23 protein-coding genes and 1 riboswitch are annotated in these 24,077 nt (G+C 72.4%); of the genes, 10 read left to right on the top strand and 13 right to left on the bottom strand.

Features of this window, described 5'->3' with window-relative positions:
- Positions 1–5: 5 nt before the first annotated feature.
- Positions 6–135: riboswitch (SAM riboswitch) on the bottom strand.
- Between the two features lie 205 nt (positions 136–340).
- Together ACIOC1_RS22610 and ACIOC1_RS22605 are read left to right on the top strand one after the other, a co-directional pair.
- Entirely contained in the window at positions 341–1,309 is a 969-nt protein-coding gene (locus ACIOC1_RS22610) for a glucosyl-3-phosphoglycerate synthase (protein WP_401856172.1), read from the top strand.
- A 117-nt stretch (positions 1,310–1,426) separates the two neighbouring features.
- Positions 1,427–2,848, top strand: coding sequence for a trehalose-6-phosphate synthase (locus tag ACIOC1_RS22605; RefSeq protein ID WP_401856171.1), 1,422 nt, complete (start codon positions 1,427–1,429; stop codon positions 2,846–2,848).
- Between the two features lie 15 nt (positions 2,849–2,863).
- On the opposite strand, the gene otsB is transcribed toward ACIOC1_RS22605, so the two are convergent.
- The 3 genes from otsB to ACIOC1_RS22590 all read right to left on the bottom strand — a co-directional run bounded on the left by otsB (position 2,864) and on the right by ACIOC1_RS22590 (position 5,339).
- Positions 2,864–3,706: a trehalose-phosphatase gene (gene otsB / locus ACIOC1_RS22600; RefSeq protein WP_391043051.1), complete on the bottom strand. Its 843-nt coding sequence runs from the start codon at positions 3,704–3,706 to the stop codon at positions 2,864–2,866.
- Between the two features lie 71 nt (positions 3,707–3,777).
- Complete coding sequence (locus tag ACIOC1_RS22595; RefSeq protein ID WP_188285385.1) at positions 3,778–4,014, bottom strand: DUF3263 domain-containing protein; 237 nt, start codon at positions 4,012–4,014, stop codon at positions 3,778–3,780.
- A 74-nt stretch (positions 4,015–4,088) separates the two neighbouring features.
- Positions 4,089–5,339 carry an extracellular solute-binding protein gene (locus tag ACIOC1_RS22590; RefSeq protein ID WP_355337328.1) on the bottom strand — a complete coding sequence of 417 codons (1,251 nt, stop codon included), beginning with the start codon at positions 5,337–5,339 and terminating at the stop codon, positions 4,089–4,091.
- Between the two features lie 418 nt (positions 5,340–5,757).
- On the opposite strand from ACIOC1_RS22590, the gene ACIOC1_RS22585 reads away from it, so the two are divergent.
- The 3 genes from ACIOC1_RS22585 (at position 5,758) to ACIOC1_RS22575 (ending at position 9,005) form a co-directional block, all read left to right on the top strand.
- Positions 5,758–6,690 carry an ROK family protein gene (locus tag ACIOC1_RS22585; RefSeq protein ID WP_355337325.1) on the top strand — a complete coding sequence of 311 codons (933 nt, stop codon included), beginning with the start codon at positions 5,758–5,760 and terminating at the stop codon, positions 6,688–6,690.
- Positions 6,690–7,853, top strand: coding sequence for an N-acetylglucosamine-6-phosphate deacetylase (gene nagA / locus ACIOC1_RS22580; RefSeq protein WP_391043049.1), 1,164 nt, complete (start codon positions 6,690–6,692; stop codon positions 7,851–7,853). Before ACIOC1_RS22585 ends, nagA begins: the two co-directional genes overlap by 1 nt.
- A 192-nt stretch (positions 7,854–8,045) precedes the next feature.
- Complete coding sequence (locus ACIOC1_RS22575) at positions 8,046–9,005, top strand: 1-phosphofructokinase family hexose kinase (protein ID WP_355337319.1); 960 nt, start codon at positions 8,046–8,048, stop codon at positions 9,003–9,005.
- Between the two features lie 19 nt (positions 9,006–9,024).
- On the opposite strand, the gene ACIOC1_RS22570 is transcribed toward ACIOC1_RS22575, so the two are convergent.
- Positions 9,025–10,068 (bottom strand): carbohydrate-binding protein, encoded by a 1,044-nt coding sequence (locus tag ACIOC1_RS22570; protein ID WP_401856170.1) that lies wholly within the window; start codon positions 10,066–10,068, stop codon positions 9,025–9,027.
- Between the two features lie 224 nt (positions 10,069–10,292).
- Between ACIOC1_RS22570 and ACIOC1_RS22565 the strand changes: the two genes are divergently transcribed.
- From ACIOC1_RS22565 to ACIOC1_RS22545, 5 genes are all read left to right on the top strand, one after another.
- Positions 10,293–11,258, top strand: coding sequence for an SAM-dependent methyltransferase (locus ACIOC1_RS22565; protein ID WP_401856242.1), 966 nt, complete (start codon positions 10,293–10,295; stop codon positions 11,256–11,258).
- Between the two features lie 118 nt (positions 11,259–11,376).
- Positions 11,377–13,038 (top strand): Eco57I restriction-modification methylase domain-containing protein, encoded by a 1,662-nt coding sequence (locus ACIOC1_RS22560; RefSeq protein WP_401856169.1) that lies wholly within the window; start codon positions 11,377–11,379, stop codon positions 13,036–13,038.
- Between the two features lie 65 nt (positions 13,039–13,103).
- Complete coding sequence (locus ACIOC1_RS22555) at positions 13,104–13,832, top strand: PaeR7I family type II restriction endonuclease (RefSeq protein WP_391162502.1); 729 nt, start codon at positions 13,104–13,106, stop codon at positions 13,830–13,832.
- An 86-nt stretch (positions 13,833–13,918) separates the two neighbouring features.
- Positions 13,919–15,061: an NADH-quinone oxidoreductase subunit D gene (locus tag ACIOC1_RS22550; RefSeq protein ID WP_355337313.1), complete on the top strand. Its 1,143-nt coding sequence runs from the start codon at positions 13,919–13,921 to the stop codon at positions 15,059–15,061.
- A gap of 80 nt (positions 15,062–15,141) precedes the next feature.
- Positions 15,142–16,110 (top strand): sigma-70 family RNA polymerase sigma factor, encoded by a 969-nt coding sequence (locus ACIOC1_RS22545; protein ID WP_401856168.1) that lies wholly within the window; start codon positions 15,142–15,144, stop codon positions 16,108–16,110.
- Between the two features lie 13 nt (positions 16,111–16,123).
- On the opposite strand, the gene ACIOC1_RS22540 is transcribed toward ACIOC1_RS22545, so the two are convergent.
- The 9 genes from ACIOC1_RS22540 to ACIOC1_RS22500 all read right to left on the bottom strand — a co-directional run bounded on the left by ACIOC1_RS22540 (position 16,124) and on the right by ACIOC1_RS22500 (position 23,998).
- Entirely contained in the window at positions 16,124–17,158 is a 1,035-nt protein-coding gene (locus ACIOC1_RS22540) for a hypothetical protein (RefSeq protein ID WP_401856167.1), read from the bottom strand.
- 433 nt (positions 17,159–17,591) lie between these two features.
- Entirely contained in the window at positions 17,592–18,032 is a 441-nt protein-coding gene (locus ACIOC1_RS22535; RefSeq protein ID WP_391043039.1) for a rhodanese-like domain-containing protein, read from the bottom strand.
- A complete protein-coding gene (locus tag ACIOC1_RS22530) occupies positions 18,029–18,556 on the bottom strand; it encodes a cysteine dioxygenase (protein ID WP_355337304.1) in 528 nt (175 codons plus the stop codon). Before ACIOC1_RS22530 ends, ACIOC1_RS22535 begins: the two co-directional genes overlap by 4 nt.
- Before the next feature lie 457 nt (positions 18,557–19,013).
- Positions 19,014–19,508 carry a DUF3180 domain-containing protein gene (locus ACIOC1_RS22525; RefSeq protein ID WP_355337301.1) on the bottom strand — a complete coding sequence of 165 codons (495 nt, stop codon included), beginning with the start codon at positions 19,506–19,508 and terminating at the stop codon, positions 19,014–19,016.
- A gap of 106 nt (positions 19,509–19,614) precedes the next feature.
- Positions 19,615–20,238, bottom strand: coding sequence for a 2-amino-4-hydroxy-6-hydroxymethyldihydropteridine diphosphokinase (gene folK, locus ACIOC1_RS22520; RefSeq protein ID WP_355337298.1), 624 nt, complete (start codon positions 20,236–20,238; stop codon positions 19,615–19,617).
- On the bottom strand, positions 20,235–20,594 hold the full coding sequence (folB, locus tag ACIOC1_RS22515; RefSeq protein ID WP_355337295.1) for a dihydroneopterin aldolase: 360 nt from the start codon (positions 20,592–20,594) through the stop codon (positions 20,235–20,237). The genes folK and folB overlap by 4 nt, the downstream gene beginning before the upstream one ends.
- A gap of 136 nt (positions 20,595–20,730) precedes the next feature.
- Positions 20,731–21,264 carry a nuclear transport factor 2 family protein gene (locus ACIOC1_RS22510; protein WP_355337292.1) on the bottom strand — a complete coding sequence of 178 codons (534 nt, stop codon included), beginning with the start codon at positions 21,262–21,264 and terminating at the stop codon, positions 20,731–20,733.
- On the bottom strand, positions 21,261–22,130 hold the full coding sequence (folP, locus tag ACIOC1_RS22505; protein ID WP_391043034.1) for a dihydropteroate synthase: 870 nt from the start codon (positions 22,128–22,130) through the stop codon (positions 21,261–21,263). The genes ACIOC1_RS22510 and folP overlap by 4 nt, the downstream gene beginning before the upstream one ends.
- Before the next feature lie 23 nt (positions 22,131–22,153).
- On the bottom strand, positions 22,154–23,998 hold the full coding sequence (locus ACIOC1_RS22500) for a phosphatidylglycerol lysyltransferase domain-containing protein (protein WP_391162505.1): 1,845 nt from the start codon (positions 23,996–23,998) through the stop codon (positions 22,154–22,156).
- Positions 23,999–24,077: the final 79 nt, after the last annotated feature.

Raw genomic sequence — 24,077 nt, 5'->3', positions numbered from 1 at the left:
CTTTCTCCTCATCTTCCTTGTGACGTACGTCGCCACAAGACGGAATTGGCACCTTCCCCACCGTGTGACCTCGCGGTCGGCGGGAGGGTTGCCGGGGCTTCAACGGGCCGTTCCCTCTGCCCCTCTGGATGAGCGGTATGGCGCCTGCCCGCCTTCTGTGCGGCGGCGACGCGTTTGTCCCGCGCTACGACCCCCGGCATGCGGCGGTCATACGCGTTGTTCAAGACTGTAACCGACAAGCGTGACAGTTGAGATAGTCGTCCGAACGGCGAGATGGCCGCTGGGGCGGCCGTCCGGCTGGTTTCTGAGGGCTCACACCGTACGAAAAGGGGACGGGACCGTGCTCGATGAGGTGGAGCGGTGGCTGGAGCGGCGGTCCTGGTCCGCCGCCGACCGGCCGCTCGACCTGCTGCTCGCCGCGAAGCGGGCCGCGGGGCCGCAGGGCACGGTCAGCGTGGTGCTGCCCGCGCTCGACGAGGAGGCGACGGTCGGCGAGATCGTCGCGGCGATCCGCCGCGACCTGATGACCGACGAGGTGCCGCTGGTCGACGAGCTGATCGTGGTCGACTCCGGCTCCCGCGACCGTACGGCGCAGGTCGCGGCGCGGGCCGGGGCGCGGGTGGTGCAGCGCGACGCGATCCTGCCGCGGCTGCCCGCGCTGCCCGGCAAGGGCGAGGTGCTGTGGCGGTCGCTGCTGGTCACCCGCGGCGAGATCGTCTGTTTCGTGGACGCGGACCTGCGCTCGTTCGACTCGCGCTTCGTGTCGGGGATCGTCGGGCCGCTGCTCACCGAGCCGGACGTGGAGCTGGTCAAGGCGATGTACGACCGGCCGCTGGAGACCGGCGGCTCGGTGGTGCCGGCGGGCGGCGGCCGGGTCACCGAGCTGGTCGCCCGGCCGCTGCTCAATCTGCACTGGCCGCGGCTGGCGGGCTTCGTCCAGCCGCTGGGCGGGGAGTACGCGGCGCGGCGCTCGCTGCTGGAGCGGCTGCCGTTCCCCGTCGGGTACGGCGTGGAGCTGGGCATGCTCATCGACGCCCTGTCCCTGGCGGGGCTCGACGCGCTCGGGCAGGTGGACGTGGGCGTCCGGCACCACCGGCATCAGGACGGGCAGGCGCTCGGGCGGATGTCGGCCGCCATCTATCGCACGGCGAGCCTGCGGCTGTCCCGGGCGCCCCTGGTCCGCCCCCGCCTCACCCAGTTCCACCGGGACCCCTCCGGGGGGTTCACCCCGCTCACCCACCCCGTCGACGTCGACGAACGCCCGCCCATGGCTCACCTCCCCGAATACCTCGCCCGCCGCGCCGCCTGACGGCTCCCCCGCCAGGCCCCCGCGCCGCCGGGGCCGCGGGGCTGACCGGCGCGGTCTCCTACGGAGCAGGAGGGTCCACGACGTTTGGGGCGGAGCCCGCGCGGCTAGGCTGGCGGCATGGTCGAAACGCGTGCGGCACGGATTCTGGTCGCTTCGAATCGGGGGCCGGTTTCGTATGCGCTGGGGGACGACGGGGAGCTGAGCAGCAGACGCGGCGGCGGCGGCCTGGTGTCGGGCCTGAGCGCGATCGGACCCGAGGCGGACGCGGTGTGGGTGTGCGCGGCCCTGGGCGAGGGCGACCGTGAGGCGGTACGGCGCGGGGTCGGCGAGCCGGGCGCCCGGATGATCGCCGTCGAGGAGAGCGTCTTCGAGGCCGCGTACAACGACATCGCCAACTCGGTGCTGTGGTTCGTCCACCACCTGCTCTACCAGACGCCGTTCGAGCCGCTCTTCGACGAGGACTTCCGCGGCCAGTGGGCGGCGTACCAGGCGTACAACGAGGCGTTCGCCGAGGCGCTGGCGGAGGAGGCGGCGGACGGCGCGCACGTCCTGGTGCAGGACTACCACCTGTCGCTGGTCCCGGCGCTGCTCCGGGCCCGCCGCCCCGACCTGCGGATCGGCCACTTCACGCACACCCCGTGGGCGCCGCCGGACTACTTCCGGCTGCTGCCCGACGACATCGCCGCAGAACTGCTCGAAGGCATCCTCGGCGCGGACCGCGCCGCGTTCCTGACCCGCCGATGGGCCGACGCCTTCGCCGCGTGCTGCGTCAGCGTGCTGGGCGCCACGCTCCGCGACGACGGCCGGGCGGTCACCCACCGCGGCCGTACGACCCGGCTCGGCGTGCACGGCCTCGGCGCCGACGGCGACTTCCTGCGCGAGCGCTCGCACCGCCCGGACGTCGCCGAGCGCATCACGCGGCTGCGGTCGGAGACGGGTGCCGACCGCAAGCTGATCGTGCGCGTGGACCGTACGGAACTGTCCAAGAACATCGTGCGCGGCCTGCTCGCCTACCGGCAGCTCCTCCAGGAGCACCCCGAATGGCTCAGCCGGGTCGTCCACGTCGCCTTCGCCTACCCCTCCCGGCAGGATCTCGCGGTCTACCGCGAGTACACCGAGGGGGTCGCCCGGCTGGCCGAGGAGATCAACGCCGAATTCGGCACGCCCGACTGGCAGCCGGTGCTGCTCAAGGTCGACGACGACTTCGCCCGCTCCCTGGCCGCCTACCGGCTCGCCGACGTGGCCCTGGTCAACCCGATCAGGGACGGCATGAACCTCGTCGCCAAGGAGGTCCCCGTCGTCTCCGACAACGGGGTGGCCCTGGTGCTGTCCCGCGAGGCGGGCGCCTTCGCCGAGCTGGGCGACGACGCGATCGTCGTCAACCCGTACGACATCCGCGAGACCGCCGCCGCCCTGCACACGGCCCTCACTCTCCCGGAGGCGGACCGCGCCGAGCGCACCAAGCGCCTCGCCGACGCGGCCACCGCGCTCCCCCCGTCCCGCTGGTTCCTGGACCAGCTGCACGCCCTGGACGGCTGAGCACCGGGTCCGGACTCAGTCCAGGGCGTCCGCGAGGGCGTCGAGGAGGGAGACGACGCCCTCGGGGCCGGGGACGGCGAGGTCGGCGGCGCGGAGGACTTCCTCGGGCGTCTCGGGCGCGGCGCTGGCGACGAGCAGGCCGGGCAGGCCGTCCTCGCGCAGGGCCTGGACGGCGGCGAAGGCGGCGAGGTCGCCGAGGTCGTCGCCCGCGTAGAGCACCGAGCCGGCGCCGACCTCGCGGAGGTAGGCGGCCAGGGCGACGCCCTTGTCCACGCCGGGCGGGCGCAGTTCGAGGACGAAGCGGCCGGGCTCGACCATGAGGCCGTGCCGGGCGGCGAGTTCGGCCAGCGGACCGCGCAGCGCCTCGAAGGCGGCGTCGGGGTCCTCGGCGCGGCGGGTGTGGACGGCGACCGCGCGGCCCTTGTCCTCGACCCAGGTGCCGCGCCAGGCGCCGTTGCGGTCGAGGAAGCCGGGCAGCTCGGCGCGGACCGAGGTGACGCCGGGGTGGTCGCCGGGGGTGTGGACGGAGCCGGTGGGCGCGTCCCAGCGCTCGGCGCCGTAGTGGCCGAGCACGACGAGGTGTTCGAGTCCCGCGACCCCGGCGAAGCCGCCGTAGCGTACGGCGACGCCCGCCGGGCGGCCGGTGACGACGGCGACGGCGGCGAGGTGCGGGGCGAGCCTGACGAGGGCGGGGACGGCGCCGGGGTGGGCGCGGGCCTGCTCGGGGTCGGGCACGATCGGGGCGAGGGTGCCGTCGAAGTCAAGGGCGACGACGGCGCGTTCCGGCCGCGCGAGCAGCGCCGCGAGACCTTCCTTTCCCTCGGGCGTGGTGGGGGCGGGGATGTCGGCGGAGGCCATGCAGCCGACCCTACCCGCGTCCCCCGGGCGCATGCCCGGCGTACGGTGGCACGCGCGCCCCGCGCGGGCCGTCAGCGCAGGTCGCGGCGGGCGTCGCGCTCCTTGCGCAGCCGGTTGACCGTCACCGGGTCGTGGGCGACGGCCCGGGGGTCGTCCAGCAGGGCGTTGAGGAGCTGGAAGTACGCGGTCGGGGACATGCCGAGGCGTTCGCGTATGGCCCGTTCGCGCGGTCCCGGTCCGGTCCAGGTGCGGGCGGCGATGGCCAGGACGGCGATGTCGCGCGCGGAGAGCGGTTCTTCCCGTGTCATGGCGCCCCTCTCCCCTGTCGGTGCGGTCGGGCCGTCGGCGTACCCGACGGCCGTCACCGTACCGCCGCGGGCCGCTACTTGCCGGAGTCCGTCGTGAGCGCGAAGCGCTGGAGGTCGGACAGGACCGTCTTCGGGTCGCCGTGCACGGCCTGGCCGATGTTCTTCTTGACCTCGTCGCTGACCGGGCCCCACGAGGTCTTGTTGACCGGGTAGAACACGGCGTCGGGCAGCAGGTTCAGGAACTGGACCAGGTCCTTGTTGGCCGGGTTCTTCCGCATCGCCTGGGACGCGGTGATGGTCACCGGCAGCAGCCCGTACTGGTTGAGGAACTTCAGCGAATTCTGCTCGTTGAAGACGAACTGGAGGAATTTGCCGTCCGCGTCCCGGTTGCCGTTCTGCTTGAACGCCATCATCCAGTCGGCGACGCCGAGGGTGTCGCTGCTGGGGCCGCTCTGGCCGGGCAGCGGGACGACGCCGACGTCGATACCGGCGGCCTTGGCCTGGGTGAGCAGGGTGGGGTGGCCCATGACCATGCCCGCCTTGCCGGCCAGGAAGGCGGCGAAGGTGTCGCGGCGGTTGGTCTTGGCGGGGTCGGTCGGGCCGACCAGGCCGGTCTGGACGAGGTTCTTCTTGACCCAGGCGAACGCCTCGACGTTGGGCGCGGAGTCGAAGGTGTAGCTGCCGACGGTGTCGGTGTAGCCGCCCTGCGCGCCGAGCATCCACATCAGGGACTCGGCCTGCGCCTCCTCGGGGGCCAGCGGCAGTCCGTAGGGCACCTTCACGCCGTCGGCCTTGAGCTTGACCGCGTCGGCCTTGAGCTCGTCCCAGGTCTCGGGGGCGTGCTTGATGCCCGCGCTCTTGAAGAGCTTCTTGTTGTAGAAGAACATGCGCGAGCTGGAGACGAAGGGTATGCCGTACTGGGTGCGGTCCACGGAACCGGCGTTGACCATCGAGGGGATGAAGTCCGACTGCATGCTGATCGGGAACAGCTCGTCGGCGCTGTAGAGCTGCTTGCCGGCGGCGTAGGCCGCGTAGGAGCCGATCTGCGCGACGTCGGGGGCCTTGTTCGCCTTGACCATCTGGGCGACCTTGTCGTCCACGTGGTCCCAGTCGATGATCTCGACGTTGATCTTGATGTGCGGGTTGCGCGCCTCGAAGGAGCGCGCGAGGTCGTCCCAGTACGTCTTGGAGCTGTTGTTCGTCTTCGGGTCGCCGTAGTCGGCGGCGACGAAGTGCAGGGTGACGTCGCTGTTCAGCGGTGAACTGTTGCCGCACGCCGTAAGAGTGGTGATCGCCAGGGCCGACGTGATGCCGATCGCCGCCAAGCCGTGAAGTCGTCGCCGCTGCACCGTTCCTACCGCCTTCTTGCACACTTGCTCGCGTACCGCTACGGAAGCGTCGAGTCTTCCCCACACCTTTGCCCAAGGTCTACACCATGAGTGGTATCGCTTGCGCAACGGGTCCGCGCGCGGACCGGCGACGGGCGCGCTCCGGGACCGGCGGGAGACCGGCACGCGAGCGGCACGCGACCTGCGCGGGACCAGCCCGGAAAGCGGCCAGGAAAGCGGCCCGGAAAGCGGCACGGAACCGGCGTACGTCCGGCGGGCGTCCGTCGTGTGTCCCCCGGATGTCCCGTCGCGGCGCGCCCGAGTGTCCCGTTGCTCCGCAAACGCCGCCTGACGCGTGATCTTTCCTCGCCGAGTGGACTAGACCTTTTTAGGTGTTAGCCGCGACACTGTCCCCGTGAGACATGTCATCGCTCTCGATGTGGGCGGCACCGGAATGAAGGCCGCGCTGGTCGGCGCGGACGGAACGCTCCTGCACCAGGCGCGCCGTCCGACCGGCAGAGAACGCGGCCCCGACGCCGTGGTCGCCGCGATCCTCGACTTCGCGGCCGAACTGCGCGACCACGGCGTGCGCGAGTACGGCGAACCCGCCGCCGCGGCCGGGGTCGCGGTGCCCGGCATCGTCGACGACGTCAACGGGATCGCCGTCTACGCCGCGAACCTGCGCTGGAAGGACGTCCCGCTGCGGGCGTTGATGTCCGAGCGGCTGGACGGCGTACCGGTCGCGCTCGGCCACGACGTCCGCACCGGCGGCCTCGCCGAGGGCCGGATCGGCGCGGGCAACGGCGCCGACCGCTTCCTCTTCCTCCCGCTGGGCACCGGCATCGCGGGCGCCATCGGCATCGAGGGCCGGATCGAGGCGGGCGCGCACGGCTACGCGGGCGAGATCGGGCACATCGTGGTCCGCCCCGGCGGCCCGGAGTGCGGCTGCGGGCAGCGCGGCTGTCTCGAGGCGCTGGCCTCGGCGGGCGCGGTCTCGCGCGCCTGGGCCGAGGCGAGCGGCGACCCGGACGCGGACGCCGCGGACTGCGCGCGCGCCGTCGAGACCGGCGACCCGCGGGCGCTCGCGGTGTGGGGCGAGGCGATCGGCGCGCTGGCCGACGGCCTGGTCACCGGGCTCACCCTTCTGGACCCGCGCGTGCTGATCATCGGCGGCGGGCTCGCGGAGGCCGGGGACACCCTCTTCGGGCCGCTGCGCGCGGCCGTGGAGGCACGTATCACCTTCCAGAAACTCCCCCTCATCGTCCCCGCCGCGCTGGGGGACACCGCTGGATGCCTGGGCGCCGGCCTGCTCGCCTGGGATCTACTCTCCGTGGAGGTAACCGCCTGATGGCCCCCGTAACGACAACGCAGCGCACGGTGCTGGCGGGTGCCCGTGTGGTCCTGCCGTCAGGTGTGGTGGAAGGCGGCCGGCTGACCGTCGAGGGCACCCGGATCGCGGCGAACGAGGCCGACGAGCACGTCTCGACGGCCACCGTGGACCTCGCGGGCCACACCGTCGTGCCCGGCTTCGTGGACATCCACAACCACGGCGGCGGCGGCGCGTCCTTCACCTCGGGCACCGCCGACGACATCCTCACCGGTGTGCGCACCCACCGCGCGCACGGCACGACCACGGTGGTCGCCTCGACCGTCACCAACGCGCTGGACGTCCTGGCCAAGCAGGCCGGGCTGCTGTCCGAGCTGGTGGAGCAGGGCGACCTCGCCGGAATCCACTACGAGGGCCCGTTCATCTCGCCGTGCCGCAAGGGCGCGCACGACGAGGCGCTGCTGCGCGACCCCGACCCGGCCGATGTGCGCAAGCTGGTCGAGGCGGGCCGCGGGGCCGTCCGGATGGTCACCCTGGCGGCCGAACTGCCCGGCGGAATCGATTCCGTACGGCTGCTGGCCGACCTCGGCGTGATCGCGGCGATCGGCCACACCGACGCCACGTACGAGCAGACGCTGGAGGCCATCGACGCGGGCGCGACCGTGGCCACCCATCTGTTCAACGCGATGCCGCCGCTCCAGCACCGCGCGCCCGGCCCGATCGCGGCGCTGCTGGAGGACGAGCGGGTGACCGTCGAGCTGATCAACGACGGTACGCATCTGCACCCGGCCGTCCTGGAGCTGGCCTTCGGGAGCGCGGGCGCCGGGCGGGTCGCCTTCATCACCGACGCGATGGACGCGGCCGGTTTCGGCGACGGCCACTACGACCTGGGCCCGATGAAGGTCGAGGTGCTCGACGGGGTCGCGCGGCTGGTCGAGGGCGGCTCGATCGCCGGGTCGACGCTCACCCTGGACACCGCCTTCAAGCGGGCCGTCACGCTGGACGGGCTGTCGCTGACCGACGCCGTACGCGCCATCTCCACCAACCCGGCGCGGCTGCTCGGCCTGGACGACCGCATCGGCACGCTGGAGCCCGGCAAGGACGCGGACCTGGTGGTGCTGGACGCGGCGTACGACCTGGTGGGCGTCATGCGCAAGGGCGAGTGGGTCGTCCGGCCCGACTAGCCGTCGCCGGAGGGTGCGCCCGGCAGGTGTGTTCGGGGGCGTCCGGCAGGCGTGTTCGGAGGCGCCCGGGCGGTGAGTTCGGGGGCGTCCGGGCGGTGAGTTCACCCGATTTTCGCGGATTCTCGCTAAAAGCTGCGTAACGGCGGTCGGCGCGCACTGGGCCGACCGCCGTACTTTTGTCATCATCGTCAGGTGATCATCACCGTCACGCTGAACGCCGCCCTCGATGTGACCTACCGGGTCCCGTCGCTCCGACCGCACTCCACCCACCGGGTCACCCACACCGCGGAACGCCCCGGCGGCAAGGGACTCAACGTCGCCCGCGTGCTGGCCGCGCTCGGCCGCCCCGCCGTCGTCACCGGCTTCGTCGGCGGCCCGGTCGGCGCCGAGCTGCGCGAACGGCTCGCCGAGCGGGCCGCCGAGTACGACGACGGGCTGCTGACCGACGCGCTGGTGCCCATCGCGGGCACCACCCGCCGCACGGTGGGCGTCGTGGACGACACGACCGGCGACACGACGATGTTCAACGAACCGGGGCCCACGGTCACCCCGCGCGAGTGGGGCGGGTTCCTGGAGCGCTACCGCGCGCTGCTCGCCGACGGCCGCGCGACGGCCGTGGCGCTGTGCGGCAGCCTGCCGCCGGGGCTGCCGGTGGGCGCGTACGCGGAGCTGGTGCGCGAGGCGCGGGCCGCCGGGGTGTTCGTGCTGCTGGACACCAGCGGGGAGCCGCTGCGCCGCGGGCTGGCCGCGCGCCCCGACCTGATCAAGCCGAACGCGGTGGAGCTGACCGGCCTGACCGGCTTCTCCGAACCCGCCCGCGCGGCCGGTGACGCCCGGCGGCGCGGCGCCCGCGCGGTGGCCGCCTCGCTCGGCGAGGACGGGATGCTGGCGCTGACCGAGGAGGGCGGCTGGCAGGCGCTGCCGCCCGCGCGCCTGGCGGGCAATCCGACGGGCGCGGGCGACTCGGCGGTGGCGGGGCTGCTGTCCGGGCTCGCGGAGGGCCTGACGTGGCCGCGGCGGCTGGCGCGGGCGGTCGCGCTCTCGGCGGCCACGGTCGCGGCGCCCGCGGCGGGCGAATTCGACGCGGCGGTCTACGCGGAGCTGCTGCCCCAGGTGACGGTGGTGCCCGCGGAGCCCGGCGCGGCGGTGTGAGGGCGGGCCCCGGCGGCGGCTACTCGGTGACCTGGCCCTGCTTGAGTTCGAACTGGTCCAGGTTGACCGCGCACTGATTGCCCTGCTGGCAGCTCAGCGTCACGGTGTTGGAGCCCTCCTTGAGGTCGATCCAGGAGTAGGTGTGGTTGTTCCACGCCTTCGCCCAGTCCGTGTAGTGGCCGTAGTTCTTCAGATTGACGGGGCCGCTGCGCGCCTTGCCGTTCACCCCGAGGGTGAGCGTCGCGTCGTCGCCCGCGTTCCCGTAGTACGTGAAGAGCGTGTACGGGCCGTCCTTCGGCACCGTCACCGTCCACGTCACGGTCGCGCCGACCTGCGTCAGGTGGTCGACATAGGTGCCGCCCGCCGCGCTCGCGCCCGGGTGCTCGGTGCTCGTCTGCGCGCCGCCCGTCAGGACGAGCGTCGAGGCGTCGGTCTTCTTCGAGTCGTACGGGGTCGGTTCCGCGGAGGCCGACGGCGTCGTCTCGGTGGGCGCGGCCGAGGTGACCGCCGGGCTGGAGGGCTTGTCGCTGGCCTTCTTGTCGCCGTCGCCCGAGCCGTTGGTCATCGCGAAGGCGATGCCGATGGCCACGGCCGCGACCACGGCGACCGCCGCGATCAGCAGGCCCTTGCGGTTGGGCGCGCCGCCGCCCTGCTGGCCGCCGCCGCCCGCGCGACGGGTGTGCGGGGGCTGCGCGGGAGGCTGCTGGCCGGGATAACCCTGCTGGCCCGGGTATCCCTGCTGGCCCTGCTGGCCCTGCTGCCCTTGCTGGCCGCCGTACTGCTGCTGGCCGGGCTGCTGGCCGTACGCCTGCGTCTGCTGCTGGGTCTGCTGCGGATAGCCGTAGCCGGAGGGCGACTGCTGCTGCGGGTAGCCGTAGCCCGAGGGTGTCTGCGGCGGCTGCGGACGACGCTCACCGACCCGCTGGATCTGGTGGTGCGAGGTACGCGGCATGCCCGGCTGCTGCACCGGGGCCTGCTCGGGCTGCTGCTCGCCGCCCTCCGACCGGTAGAGATAACCGAACGGGTCGTCGTTCTCAGGGGCGCCGTCGTTTCCGGCAGTCATCCGCTGTCCACTCCCTCACTGCACTGCACACACGCTGCACACGCCGTCGCGGCGCCTGTGGTATCTCCGGAACACTACCGGCCCCGAGAGACACCCCGCTCAAGCCTTCGACGCATCTCCAGGTCAGGAAGGTTCCCCTGTGAGCAGGCACACTTCACCGGACACGTACCGTTAACCCCGTGGACAGCGAGTGGCGGGAGCGGTGGGTGCCCTGGCGGGAGGCCATGGACCGCGCCCTGTACGGCCCCGAGGGCTTCTTCGTACGGGAGCGGCCCGCGGCGCATTTCCGTACCTCCGTGCACGCCTCCGCGCTCTTCGCGGGGGCCGTCGCCGAGCTGCTGGTCCGGGTCGACGCGGCCCTCGGGCACCCGGCCGAGCTGGCCTTCACCGACATGGGCGCGGGCCGCGCGGAGCTGTGCTCCGGGGTGCTGGCCGCGCTCCCCGCGCCGGTCGCCGGCCGCGTACGCGTCCACGCCGTCGAACGCGCACCGCGCCCGCCGGGGCTCGACCCGCGGATCACCTGGAGCGACCGGCCGCCGCGTGGTGTGCGCGGCCTGCTCTTCGCCAACGAGTGGCTGGACAATGTGCCGCTCGACGTCGCCGAGACGGACGAGGCGGGCGTGCCCCGCCAGGTGCTGGTCCGCCCGGCCGACGGCGCGGAGCGCCTCGGCGAGCCGGTGCGCGGCGCCGACGCGCGGTGGCTGGAGCGGTGGTGGCCGCCGTCGCCGGAGCCCGGCGCCCGCGCCGAGATCGGGCTGCCGCGCGAGGCCGCCTGGGCCGAGGCGGTCGGCTCGCTGGACGCCGGGGCGGCCGTCGCCGTCGACTACGCCCACACGCGCGCGGCGCGGCCCCCGTACGGCACGCTCACCGGCTACCGCGACGGCCGCCAGGTGGAGCCCGTCCCCGACGGCTCCCGCGACCTCACCGCCCATGTCGCCCTCGACGCCCTGCCGGGCACGGCGCTCCCCCAACGCGCCGCCCTGCGCTCCCTCGGCCTCTCCGCCGCCCGCCCCCCGCTCGCCCTGGCCGCCGCCGACCCGGCCGCCTACGTCCGCGGCCTCGCCGCCGCGGGCGAGGCCGCCGAACTGACCGCCCGCGGCGGCCTCGGCGACTTCACCTGGCTGGTGACCCCAACGGGGTCACCAGCCGCTATCGCGGCCCTCCGCACGAAGGTCAGTGCATTCATCTAGAAGCGTGATCTGCACTCGGAACATGGCCGCCTGTCCCCGGCTGGCTCCGGTCGGTGTCATCCGGCGCGGGGGTACCGAGGTTCCGGCGGCTGTCAGCCGGTGCAACTAGTCTTCCTCCATGCGTCTCTCAGCGTCCGACTTCACCCCAGTCAGACCCCCTTCGGCCAATTTCGGTGCGGTGTTCACACGACGCTGGGTAGTCGAGTTGATTCTGGACCTGTGCGGTTATGAGGTGGAGAACGACCTGACCCGGCTATGCGCGGTGGAACCCGCAGTCGGCTCCGGGGCGTTCTTCGGCGTCATGGTGGAGCGACTTACGGAATCCCGGCAAAAGCATGCGCCGGATCTCGACTGGCAAGACCTCGCCGGGTGCCTCCAGGGGTGGGACCTGCAGATCGATCAAGTGCACAACTGCCGCGAAGCCGCAGTCGAGGCCCTCGTCAAGGCAGGTTGTCCCGCCGCGTCCGCATGGGAGTTGGCGAGCGGGTGGGTCCGGTCGGGAGACTTCCTCCTAGCGGAACACAACGCGCAGACAGCGGATCTCGTCGTGGGCAATCCGCCGTACATCCGGATCGAGGACCTCGACGCGCGGCTGCTGGCCGCATACCGGAGCGCCTGCCCGACGATGGGAGGGCGAGCCGACGTGTACATCGGATTCTTCGAGCGAGGTCTCGACTTGCTCAAGCCAGGTGGCAAGTTGGGTTTCATCTGCGCGGACCGTTGGATGCGTAATCAGTACGGGAGACGGTTGCGAGAGAAGATCGTCTCCGGTCCGTTCGCCATGGACGCTTCGCTCGTCATGCATGACACACAGGTGTTTCTCGATGAAGTGAGCGCCTATCCGGCGATCGCCGTACTCCGTCGCGGCGCCCAGGGACCGGCCGTCCTCGGCGACGCCGTGCAGTCCTTCGGAGCTGACGGTGCCGCCGAGTTCGCGGACTGGGCACACGGTACCGGCGAGAGCCTGCGAGGTGTCGGCGTCACAGCCAGCCGTATCCCGGCTTGGCACTCGACCAGCGAATCCTGGCCCGAGGGCTCGCCCGCCGTCCTCGCCTGGTTGGAGTATCTCGCCGAGCACTGCGCGCCATTGCAGGATGAGCGAACTGGTACGCGGATCAGCATCGGCGTGGCCACCGGTGCCGACGCCGTCTTCGTGACCAAGGACCCGGACGTCGCAGAGAAGGAACGCATGCTTCCGTTGTCCATGGTCACCGACACCAAATCGGGTTCGTTTGCCTGGAGCGGCCACTACTTGGTCAACCCATGGGACGAGGAAGGGCTCGTCGATATCGCCCACTGGCCGCGCATGAGCCGGTATCTGACCAACCACGCTGCCACGTTGCTGGGGCGGTCGATCGCACGTCGGAGTGGTCCCAACTGGTATCGCACAATCGATCGTGTCTCTATGGGGCTTACCGAACAGCCAATGCTCCTTCTGCAGGACATGAAGGCGTACATCCATCCTGTGCTGGCTCCGGCCGGGTTCTATCCACATCACAACCTTTACTACCTCGTGTCCGAGGAGTGGGATCTGGAGGCGCTGGGGGGCCTTCTCCTGAGTGAGGCGGTAGAGCGCCAGGTCTCGGCGTACTGCGTAAAAATGCGGGGCAAGACCATGCGCTTCCAGGCCCAGTACCTGAGGCGGGTCCGAGTACCGGAGCTGGCGAGCATCCCTGAGGACGTGCTGACAGAACTCAAAGCCGCGTTCCGGGAGCGAGACCGTGTGCGTGCGTCCACAGCCGCGCTGAAGGCATACGGGATGAGAGCGCTTCCGGAGTGACGCGACCCCGGTGACTTTCCAGATCTCGGCCCTGAGACGGGCAGACTCATCCAGCAGGAGAACGCATGAGGCACAGTGCGCGCAAACGGGTCGATTTTGCCTTGCGGAATTGGATCGATGTCCGTTTTCAGCAAGCAACACAGTCGACCGCGGCAGGGAAGGCTCAGGAGGGCAGCCGTTCAGCGGTTACAGGAGGCCGCCATCTTGACGCGGTGGACCGTCTCGTCCGAGAGGAGCTCACAGCCACCGGTGCGCGGGGGTTGAAGTTCCTCACAGGCCGGGATGCCACGCTGCCAGGCTTCTATCGAGCCACTAAGTCTTGGGACCTTCTCGCTCTCCAGGACGGAAACCCTGTGCTCGCGGTGGAGTACAAGTCCATGAAGGGCAGTGAGGGCAAGAACCTCAACAACCGCGCCGACGAAGTATTCGGTGTCGCGGAGGACCTCCGCCAAGCCGAGATCAGGGGCCTACTCCCGGCAACGATGCGCCGGGCATATGTTTTCGTGATGGGAGTGACTCCCGACAGTCTGGCCCCGCGTCGTACTCAGAACGTGGCAGCCGGGGAAACGGACCCGATATTCGACGGCGTCGGATACCTGGAACGGGCGGCCATCATGTGCGAACGCATGCAGGAGACAGGCCTCTACCACTTCGCTTGGGCCGTGGGCGTACACGAGTCTCCGTTCAGTTGGGTGGAGCCTCGTCCCGCTGTGACCTGGGAAAATTTCGCACGTGGGTTGGGCGAGATGTTCGAGGACGGCGAGGTGAGACCGCTCCCGAAGCGCGCGGTCTGAAAGCTGAGCAGGAGCTCGCTACGCCCCCGGGGTGGTCGTGCGGGGAGCCCACCCAAGTGTGGAGGCGGGCCTGAGAGGATGGCGGCATGACGGAGACCACGATCGGAGTCGGCGGGGCGGCCGAGGGCACCGACATGGTGCTGAACATCGGGCCGCAGCACCCGTCCACGCATGGGGTGCTGCGCTTGCGGCTGGTGCTGGACGGGGAGCGGATCCGCAGCGCGGAGCCGATCGTCGGATACATGCACCGGGGCGCGGAGAAGCTGTTCGAGGCGCGGGACTACCGGCAGATCGTGATGCTGGCGAACCGGCACGACTGGCTGTCGGCGTTCGCGAACGAGCTGGGTGTGGTGCTGTCGGTCGAGCGGATGCTCGGCATGGAGGTGCCGGAGCGCGCGGTGTGGACGCGGACGCTGCTCGCGGAGCTGAACCGGGTGCTGAACCACCTGATGTTCCTGGGCTCGTACCCGCTGGAGCTGGGCGGGATCACGCCGATCTTCTACGCCTTCTCCGAGCGGGAGAACCTCCAGCACGTGATGGAGGAGGTCTCCGGCGGCCGGATGCACTACATGTTCAACCGGGTCGGCGGCCTGAAGGAGGACCTGCCCAACGGCTGGCAGGGGCGGGTGCGCCAGGCGGTCGCCGGGGTGCGGTCGCGGATGGGCCGCTTCGACGACCTGGTGCTCGGCAACGAGATCTTCCGCGGCAGGACCCGCGGTGTCGGCGTCCTGTCCCGCGAGGCCGTGCACGCGTACGGCGTCAGCGGGCCGATCGCGCGCGGCTCCGGCGTCGACTTCGACCTGCGGCGCGACGAGCCGTATCTGGCGTACGGGGAGCTGGGCGACACCCTGAGGGTGGTCACCAGGACCGAGGGCGACTGCCTGGCGCGCTTCGAGGTGCTGCTGGAGCAGACGCACAACGCGCTGGACCTCGCGGACGCGTGCCTGGACCGGCTGGCGGAGCTGCCGCCGGGGCCGATCAACCAGCGGCTGCCGAAGGTGCTCAAGGCCCCCGAGGGGCACACCTACGCGTGGACCGAGAATCCGCTCGGCATCAACGGCTACTACCTGGTGTCGAAGGGCGAGAAGACGCCGTACCGGCTGAAGCTGCGCTCCGCGTCGTACAACAACATCCAGGCGCTGGCGGTGCTGCTGCCGGGCACGCTGGTGTCGGACATGGTCGCGATCCTCGGGTCGATGTTCTTCGTGGTCGGCGACGTCGACAAGTAGCGCCGCCGGGCGGTCCGCGCGTCACATTCGGGGTCACTGGTCCGTCAGGAGAGTGACGACATGTGACGGAGGACCGACCGATGGACGCACCCATGGACGACGGCTTGGACGACGGTGGGCACGACGGCCTGGAAGACGGCAGGGACGACGGCAAGGACGACAGAGAGCTGCTGGCGGCGCGGTTCGAGGCGAACCGCGCCCATCTGCGGGCCGTGGCCTACCGGATGCTCGGCTCGGCCGACGAGGCGGACGACGCCGTCCAGGAGGCGTGGCTGCGGCTGAACCGCACCGACGCCGCCGAGGTCCGCAACCTCGGCGGCTGGCTGACCACGGTGGTCGGCCGGATCTGCCTGGACATGCTGCGCTCGCGCCGCACCCGCCGCGAGGAGCCGATCACCGCGCCGGACGGATACGAGTACGGGTACGTGGGCGCGGTGACGCTGCCCGCGCCGGGGCCCGAGCAGCAGGCCCTGCTGGCCGACTCGGTGGGGCTCGCCCTGCTCGTCGTCCTGGAGACCCTGGACCCGGCCGAACGGCTCGCCTTCGTGCTGCACGACATGTTCGCCGTGCCCTTCGACGACATCGCGCCCATCGTGGAGCGCACCCCCGCCGCCGCCCGCCAGCTCGCCAGCCGCGCCCGGCGCCGCGTCCAGGGCGGCACCGAGGTCTCCGACCCCGACCCGGCGCTGCGGCGCGCGGCCGTCGAGGCGTTCCTCGCCGCGGCGCGCGACGGGGACTTCGACGCGCTCCTGGCGGTCCTGGACCCCGAGGTCACCGTCCGCTCCGACGTCCCCGGGCGGCCCGGCGTCACCTCCACCCGCCGGGGCGCGGCCAACGTCGCGCGCGGCGCGGTCAGTTACGCCGCGATGGCCTCCACGGCGCGGCTGGTGCTGGTCGACGGGCTCGTGGCGGCGGCGGTGGACCTGGACACCGCGGACGCGCGGGTCCTGACCTTCGCGGTCTCGGCGGCGGACGGGCGGATCACGGCCGTCGACATCGTCACCGAGCCGGGGCGGCTGGCCGCGCTGGACGTGCGCCCGCTGGCGTGAATCCCCCGCGCCGTCAGGCCTGGGCGCGCAGTTCCGACATGTCGAGCTGTTCGGTCTCGTCGTGGGCCGTGAGGTCGATGACCTCGGGGCCCGACTCCGCGACGGCCTGGGCGTGTTCCGCGACGGCCTCGTCCCCCACGACGTCGTCCAGGTCGGCCACGTCGTCCAGCGCGTCCACCTCGGAGACGTCCTCCGGGTCCGCACCGCCCGCGGGCTTCTGCGTGCCGAAGAAGTCGAAGCCGCCGATGGCCCGGCTGCCGTTGCCGCCGGGGGCGCCCGGCGAGCGCTGGGGCTGCGCGTAGGGCAGGACGGCGGCGGCGACGGCCGGGACGAGGCGGTGTTCGCGGACCGGCAGTCCGGCCGGTGACGTGGCGGGCGCGGCGGTGCGGGTGTGGCTCTCGGCCTCCGCCGCGTGGCGGCCCTGCGGCTCGTCCTCGGGGCCCGCGGTGTCGCGGCGGCGGGCGTCCTCGACGGTGCGCCTGGCCTGCTGGCGGGCGGCGTTGCGGCCGAGGTCCCGCAGCGCCTGATCGGCCTTGAGGAAGGCGGCGGGGCCGACCGGCGAGGCACCGCCGGTGAGGGCGAGGTGCCGCGGGGCGGAGTCCAGTTGGAGCTGACGGCGGCTCTCCAGCACCTGGGCGCGCTCGCTCTCGGCGGTGGCGTACCGGCGGAGCAGGTCGGCGTGCTCGGTGCGGAGCCTGGCCAATTCCCCGCGCTTGGCCCGGAGTTTCTTCTCCAGGCGCCCGCGTATCTCGCGGGACTCCTCCAGGTCCGTCTCCAACTCGGCGGCCCGCTCGTCGGTCCGCCACTCCTCGCGGACGCGCGCCGCTTCGAGTTCGGCGACCGTACGGCCGGCGGAGCGGTCCCAGGTGCGGGCGAGGGCGGCGCCCGCGCACGCGGTCAGCGCGGTGGCGACGGTGAGCACCCGGATCACGCCCGTATCGCCGGAGAACAGGGCGGCGGCGGCGAGGACCGCGGCGCTGCCGACGACGGTCAGCGGCGGCAGCATCCGGTGCAGCGGCTGCGAATGGCGGTGACGTCCACGGGGCATGGCCAGAAATTTAGCGTGTGTGAAGGGATCGTGGGGAGGCGGGTCCCGAATATCTGGGCGGATTCTCACGGCGATTCGCCCGGCGAATACGGAGGGCATTCGGCGCTGCACGATGTGTCCCCCCATGTGCCGTCGGCCAATGCCGTCCTCATGTGCCGCCGCGGCGGCGCCGAGGCCCGTCCGCGCCGCCCCACCGGGCCCCGGGGCCGCCCCCGTTGGGCCCGACGCGGTGTCCGGTGCCGGGCCCAACGGGGGCGATTACGGCGGCGCCGATACCCAGGTTCGGCGACCTGGGTCCGACGTCAACTCCGGTTCGCGGAAGGGGTTGTTGGGGTATTCCCCGACGCACTCCGGGAATTTGATCTTGAGCTTCCCCGCGACGGGATCAGTACCGCGATCAGAGTCACGATCAGTACCGCGATCGGTAGCGGGATCAGAAAGCGCCTTCGGCCTGTGCCGCGATGTGCGCGGTGGGGACCGTCGGAGTGCCGTCCGGCGCGGTGACCGGCAGGCCCGCCGCGCGCCACGCCTGGAAACCGCCGTCCAGGTCGGTGGCCGCGCGCAGTCCGAGGTCCTGGAGGGAGGCGGCGGCGAGCGAGGACGCGTACCCCTCGTTGCAGATCACCACGACGGTCAGGCCGGGGCCCGTCGCCTGCGGGAGGCGGTGGGTGCCCTCGGGGTCCAGCCGCCATTCGAGTTCGTTGCGCTCGACGATGACGGCGCCGGGGATCGTGCCGTCGCGGTCGCGCAGCGCGCCGTAGCGGATGTCGACCAGCAGGGCGCCGTCGTGTTCCGCGGCGCGGGCGGCGGCCTCGGGGCCCAGCCGGTCCAGCCGGGCCCGTACGGCCGCCAGGCGCGCGTCGAGCGCGGTCACCACTCCTCCGGGCGCTCGACCAGCTCCAGGCGCAGCGTGCTGCCCTTGCGGCTGTAGCGGCGGATCAGCGGCAGCGGCGGGTAGTAGGCGTGCACCGAGACAGCGTGCGAGGACGGGGAGCTGTTGGTGACCTGGTGGACGTGGTTGCGGCCGAAGGCGCGGCCGACGCCTTCCGGCAGCACGCGCCTGCGGTCCAGGCCCTCGGCCAGTTCCAGGGAGCGCCAGCCCTCGGAGGGCAGCGGCACGGACAGCGACTGCTCGGTCAGCTCACCTGCGGCGGTGACGAAGACGCCGTACGAGCCGCCGTGGTCGTGCCAGCCGGTCTCGGCGCCGGGCGGCCAGCCGATCAGCCACGCCTCCGCGCCGCCGGGGCCCTCCAGCCGTACCCAGGTGCGGCCTTCGGGGTCGAGCGGCAGATCGCCGACGACGGCGGGGTCGGCGGCCACCTTGCGGGCGAAGTCGAGGAGATCGGCGGCGGTGGGCGCGGCGGGAGCGGTCGAGGGCGCGGTGGAGACAGTGGACACGGCGGAGGCGGAAGCGGCGGCGGGTTCGGACGAGGGAGCAGCGGAATTCAAGGGACACCACCCGGGGATACGCCGCGTCGGCGGGCAGCGGGGGCGTGCGTACGAGAGATCCCTTGAGAATGAAGCGTGCCGGGTTCGTACGAAAATCAGGCCGGGGCTGCGGCTACGACGCGAAAGATGAACGAAGGACGTCGGAGGCGCGCGTCAGCGCGCGGTCGTACAGATGCAGCCCGCGTACCGGACGAGGTCCAGGTGGACCTTCCGGTGCAGATGCCATCCGGGTTCGCTCACGTAGCGGACTGAACCACGCCACCCGCCCGCCGGTCAAGCCGGACGTCCGAGTGGTGGCGTCGGCCCCGCAACGGCGGGGCCCACGGGTGTCGGATACGTCTCAGGATGCGGGATACGTACCCGGGGGCGGGAGGTGCGGCCGGGACGCGGGCACCTCGGGCGCGGGTCAGCGGCGGTGCGGGGTCGTGCCGTGCGGCACCGTGTCGTCGTCCTCGGGGAGGCGGCAGACCCGCTCCAGGAAGATCGCGGCGGCGATCACCGCGATCCCGGCGACGACGGCCAGGCCCGCGTAGATGGCCTGCTGGCGGCGCGGGTCCATGTCGAGGTCGTACATCACCAGGTAGAGCCCGGTGCCCGCGTACATGCCGACGACGAGGGCCGCGACGAGGGCGCTGGCCTGGCCGAAGACGACCGCGCGGGCGGCGGCCAGCGGGTCGACGCCCTTGGCGCCCGGGTGCCGTTCGCGCTGCGCCTTGAGCCGGGCGCGCAGCGACAGCGCGGTGGCCAGGAGCGCGACGGCGATCAGCGCGAGCACGATCGGCGCGGCGACCGGCACGCCCGGCAGCGTCCCGACGTGGTCCCACAGCCGCGCGGCGGCCCATGAGAGCACGCCCGCCACCGCGAAGAGCCCCGCCAGCGTCCTGATCCGCAGCGTCCTCACCGAGTGCCCGCCTCCACTTTCTGTGCAGTGCGCCGTCCGCGCGCCTGTGTGCGCTCGTCCGCCCGCGCCCGCCCGTGGCGGATACGCGGTACGCAGGTCCCAACGATTATTCGGGCAGCCGGAGTTCCACGTCCGTGCGCCGTCGCACCCCCGCGGAGCCGACCGCCCCGATCAGTTCCGCGACCGGGCCGTGCCCCGGCAGTTCGGCCGCCGGGTCCACGTCGTACCACGGCACGAGCACGAAGGCACGCTCGTGGGCGCGCGGGTGCGGAAGTGTCAGCGCCGGGTCGTCGGAGGCCACGTCCTGGTACGCGATGATGTCGACGTCGATGGTGCGCGGCCCCCAGCGCTCGGTGCGCACCCGCAGGAACGCCTCCTCGATGGCCTGGGCGCGCTCCAGCAGCGACTCGGGCGGCAGCGTGGTGCGCACCAGCGCCACCGCGTTGAAGTACGTGGCCTGGGAGCCCTCGGGGACGCCCCAGGGCTCGGTCTCGTACACGTGCGAGACGGCCTTGACCCGGACGCCGGGGGTGTCCTCCAGCGCGTCGACCGCGCCTTGCAGGGTCTCCAGCCGGTTGCCGAGGTTGCCGCCGAGGGCGATCACCGCGGTCTTGGGGTTGTTCAGGGTGAAGTCCGCCGCGTCGACCTGCGCGACCACGGAGGCCGGTACGGGCTGCACGGTCGGGTCGAACGCGGGCTTGTGGGCGTGCTCCCGACGGGGGGAGTTCACGGGCGCCTCCGGGTGATGGTCACGGTCACGTCGTCGAAGGGCACGGTGATCGGCGCGTCCGGTTTGTGCACGGTCACCTCGACCTCTTGCACGACGTCGTGCGCCAGGCACGTGTCGGCGATGCGCTGGGCGAGGGTTTCGATGAGGTCGACCGGTTCGCCGGAGACGACGGCCGTGACCTCTTCGGCGACCACACCGTAATGCACGGTTCTGGTGAGGTCGTCATCGGCCGCCGCGGGGGCCGTGTCGAGGCCCAGCACGAGGTCCACGACGAAGACCTGGCCGTCCTCGCGCTCGTGCTCGAACACACCGTGGTGGCCCAGGGCCTTCAGGCCCCGCAGCGTGACACGATCCACGAACTCTCTCCCGCCGGTCGGTCGGACGGCCGCCGTCCGGGGTGTCCCGGCCGACGGCGGACGGGGCGGTCCGCCCCGTCGTCTGCTCCGAATCTACCGTCGGTCACCGACAGAGCCGGTCACGGGCGGCCCGCGGTCACGCTCCCGCCGTCCCGTCGAAGCCCTCGTCGTCCAGCAGATCGTCGCCGGGACCGCCGGATCCGCCGGGGCCCTCGCCGTCCTCGTCGTCCTCGTCGTCGTCCTCGGCCAGCACCGGCGAGCCGTGGTGGACCCACATCCGCCAGCCGTCGGCGGTGCGGCGGAAGACGTTGGTGGCCACCACCAGGCCGCCGACGAGCGAGCCCGCGGAGCCGTCCTCCTCGGCGGGGCCGCCGGTCAGGATGTTCTCGGTGCAGGTGACCACCGCGCTGTCGCCGTCGACGGCGACCTCCACGTCGGTCAGGAAGAACTGGATGTAGTCCGTGTTGGCCATGATCAGCGCGTACGACCGCATGACCTCGCGGCGTCCGCGCAGCACCGGCCAGCCGGGGTGCACGACGGCCACCGACTCGGCCAGCGGCCCGTCCAGGACCACCGACTCCAGCGCGTCCAGGTCCGAGGTCTCCACGGCGTCGTAGAACGCCTGGTTGGCCCGCTCGACGGCGCGGGCCTCCGCGGTGCGCGGCGTCATGCGCGGACCCCCCCGATCTCGATGGCGCGGGCGACGCGGACGGCGTCGGCGCTGGCGTGCACCTCGTGGACGCGGACCGCCCAGGCGCCCTCGCGGGCGGCGATGGCGGTGACGGCCGCGGTGGCCGCGTCGCGTTCCCTGGCGGGCGGCGGTTCGCCGTTGTCACCGGCCAGGATGCGGCCGAGGAACCGCTTGCGGGAGGCGGCGACCAGCAGCGGACGGCCCAGTTCGCGCAGCGCGCTCAGGTGGGCCAGCAGCGTCAGGTCGTGGTCCGCGGTCTTCGCGAAGCCCAGGCCCGGGTCGAGGATCACCAGGCCGGGGTCGATGCCGCCGGCCACCGCCCGGTCCAGGCCCGCGCGCAGTTCGGTGACGACCTCGCCGAGCACGTCGGTGTAGACGGCCCGGTTGTTCATGTCGATGCTCTGGCCGCGCCAGTGCATGACGACGAACGGCACCCCGGCGGCGGCGACCGCGGGGACCATCGCGGGGTCGGCGAGGCCGCCGCTCACGTCGTTGACCAGCCGGGCGCCCGCGGCGACCGCCTGCTCGGCGACCGAGCCGCGCATCGTGTCGACGCTGACCAGCACCCCGGCCGCGGCCAGCTCCCGCACCACCGGCACGACCCGGCGCAACTCCTCCGCCTCGTCGACCCGCTTGGCGCCGGGCCGGGTGGACTCGCCGCCCACGTCCACCATGTCGGCGCCCTGCGCCACGAGATCGAGGCCGTGCTTGACGGCCAGCTCCGGGTCGAACCACCGCCCGCCGTCGGAGAACGAGTCGGGCGTGACGTTCACCACGCCCATGACCGCGCAGCGGTCCCACTCCGGCAGTCCGACGGGCCTGACGCGGCCCAGCAACGTACTCATGCGCCCAGCGTAGGGGCTACGCCCTACGCCACCGCACTCCGCTCGGTCGCGTCCACCGACGTCGCGTAGCCGGGCTTGTGCCGGTGCGGGGGGCGGGTGGCGCGCCCGGGCAGGAAACGCTGGACGGCGTCGGGCAGCGGAAGGGACAGCGTGACGAAGCCCTCGGCCTGCATGATGGCGAAGCCGATCCTGGGCAGGTCACGGGAGTTGGGGAAGACCAGGAAGCGCGGCACCCACTCGGGCTGGAACTTCGCGTTGAACTTGTACAGCGACTCGATCTGGAACCAGCGGGACAGGAACACCAGCAGACCGCGCCAGCCGCGCAGCACCGGGCCCGCGCCGATCCGCTCGCCGCGGGCCAGCGCGGAGCGGAACATCGCGAAGTTCAGCGACACGCGGGCGATGCCGAGGGCGGGCGCCTCCTGGAGCGCGGCGACGATCAGCAGTTCGTTCAGGCCGGGGTCGGCGGCCCGGTCGCGGCGCATCAGCTCCAGGGACATGCCGTCCGCGCCCCAGGGCACGAAGTGCAGCACGGCCCGCAGGTCGCCCAGTTCGGGGTGCGGGGCGCCGGGCTCGCGGTCCTTGTGCGCGGTGACGACCACGCAGTCCCCGTCCAGCTCCTCGCCGAAGCGGCCGAGCGCCATGGAGAAGCCGCGCTCGGTGTCGGTGCCGCGCCAGGCGTCCGCGGCCAGCCGTACGCGGTGCTTCTCGTCCTCGCTGAGGTCCCGCACCCGGCGTACCCGGCACACGTATCCGGACCGCTCGATGCGCTTGACCATCTGGCGGACATTGCGCATGGCGCGGCCCTGGAGGGTGAAGGCGGAGGTGGTGACGATCGCCTCGTCGCCCAGCTCCAGGGCGTCCAGGCCGGTCTCGCGGGTCCACACCTCGCCGCCGGTCTCGCTGCACCCGACGACGGCGGGCAGCCAGGCGTGCGCGCGGGCCAGCTCCATGTACTGCTCGATGGCGCCGGGCCACGCCTCGACGTCGCCGATCGGGTCGCCGCTGGCGAGCATGACGCCGGACACCACGCGGTAGCAGACGGCGGCCTTGCCGCTGGGCGAGAAGACCACGGACTTGTCGCGGCGCAGCGCGAAGTGGCCGAGCGAGTCGCGGGCGCCGTGCCGGGCCAGCAGCGCGCGCAGCCGGTCCTCGTCGGCCTCGCTCAGCTCGGCGACCGGGCGTCCGGGGCGCAGCGCGAGGAAGGCGGTGGAGATCGCGATGAGCAGGCCGAGGCCGCCCAGCGAGTAGCCGACCAGGTCGTTGACCCGGTCGCTGGTGTACGTGACGGGTCCCTCGAAGCCGAACAGGCCGAGCAGGACGTGCTCGCAGCGGTCGAGGAAGCCGGGGTTGCCGCGCTCGGAGGACGGGTGGGCGCTGGTGATGACCAGGCCGAGGGAGAAGGCGACGGTGCTGAGGCCGACGAAGTTCAGCAGGGCCCGCCAGCGGGTGCGCGGGTCGGACAGCGCGGTGAACTCGTCGCGGTAGGAGATCAGCACCCACAGCAGGCCGAGCGAGACCAGGGCCCCGAAGATCGAGTGCCGGTAGACGAGCTGGGTGGCCGCGCCGACCGGCAGCAGCACGACGGCCGCCCACCAGGCGCGGACCTTCCCGCGCTTGAGCGCGTGCGCGAGCATCAGCAGCAGGACGCCGGTGACGACCGCGGTGGCGGCGGCGAGCGAGCTGACGGTGCCGGGGAAGACCGCGGCCATGTGGTGCATCCGGCCGTTGCGGAAGGCCGGGAAGACCGCGGAGACCACGTCCAGCAGCCCGATGACCGCGGCGGCGCTGCCGATGATCCCCGGGACGGCGGAGGGTCGCAGCCGCCAGCGGCGCGAACGCGGGGCACAGGCACGGTCAGCGGACATGCTTCACCAGGGTCCAGTACGAGCGAGTGAGTGGCGCCCAGTAGGACGCGAAACCCTGTCTGTGGGTTCCTTCGCGGGC

It is taken from the genome of Streptomyces sp. NPDC088197 (assembly GCF_044741185.1).
Lineage (GTDB): Bacteria > Actinomycetota > Actinomycetes > Streptomycetales > Streptomycetaceae > Actinacidiphila.
This window is presented reverse-complemented; position numbering and strand designations above follow the sequence as displayed.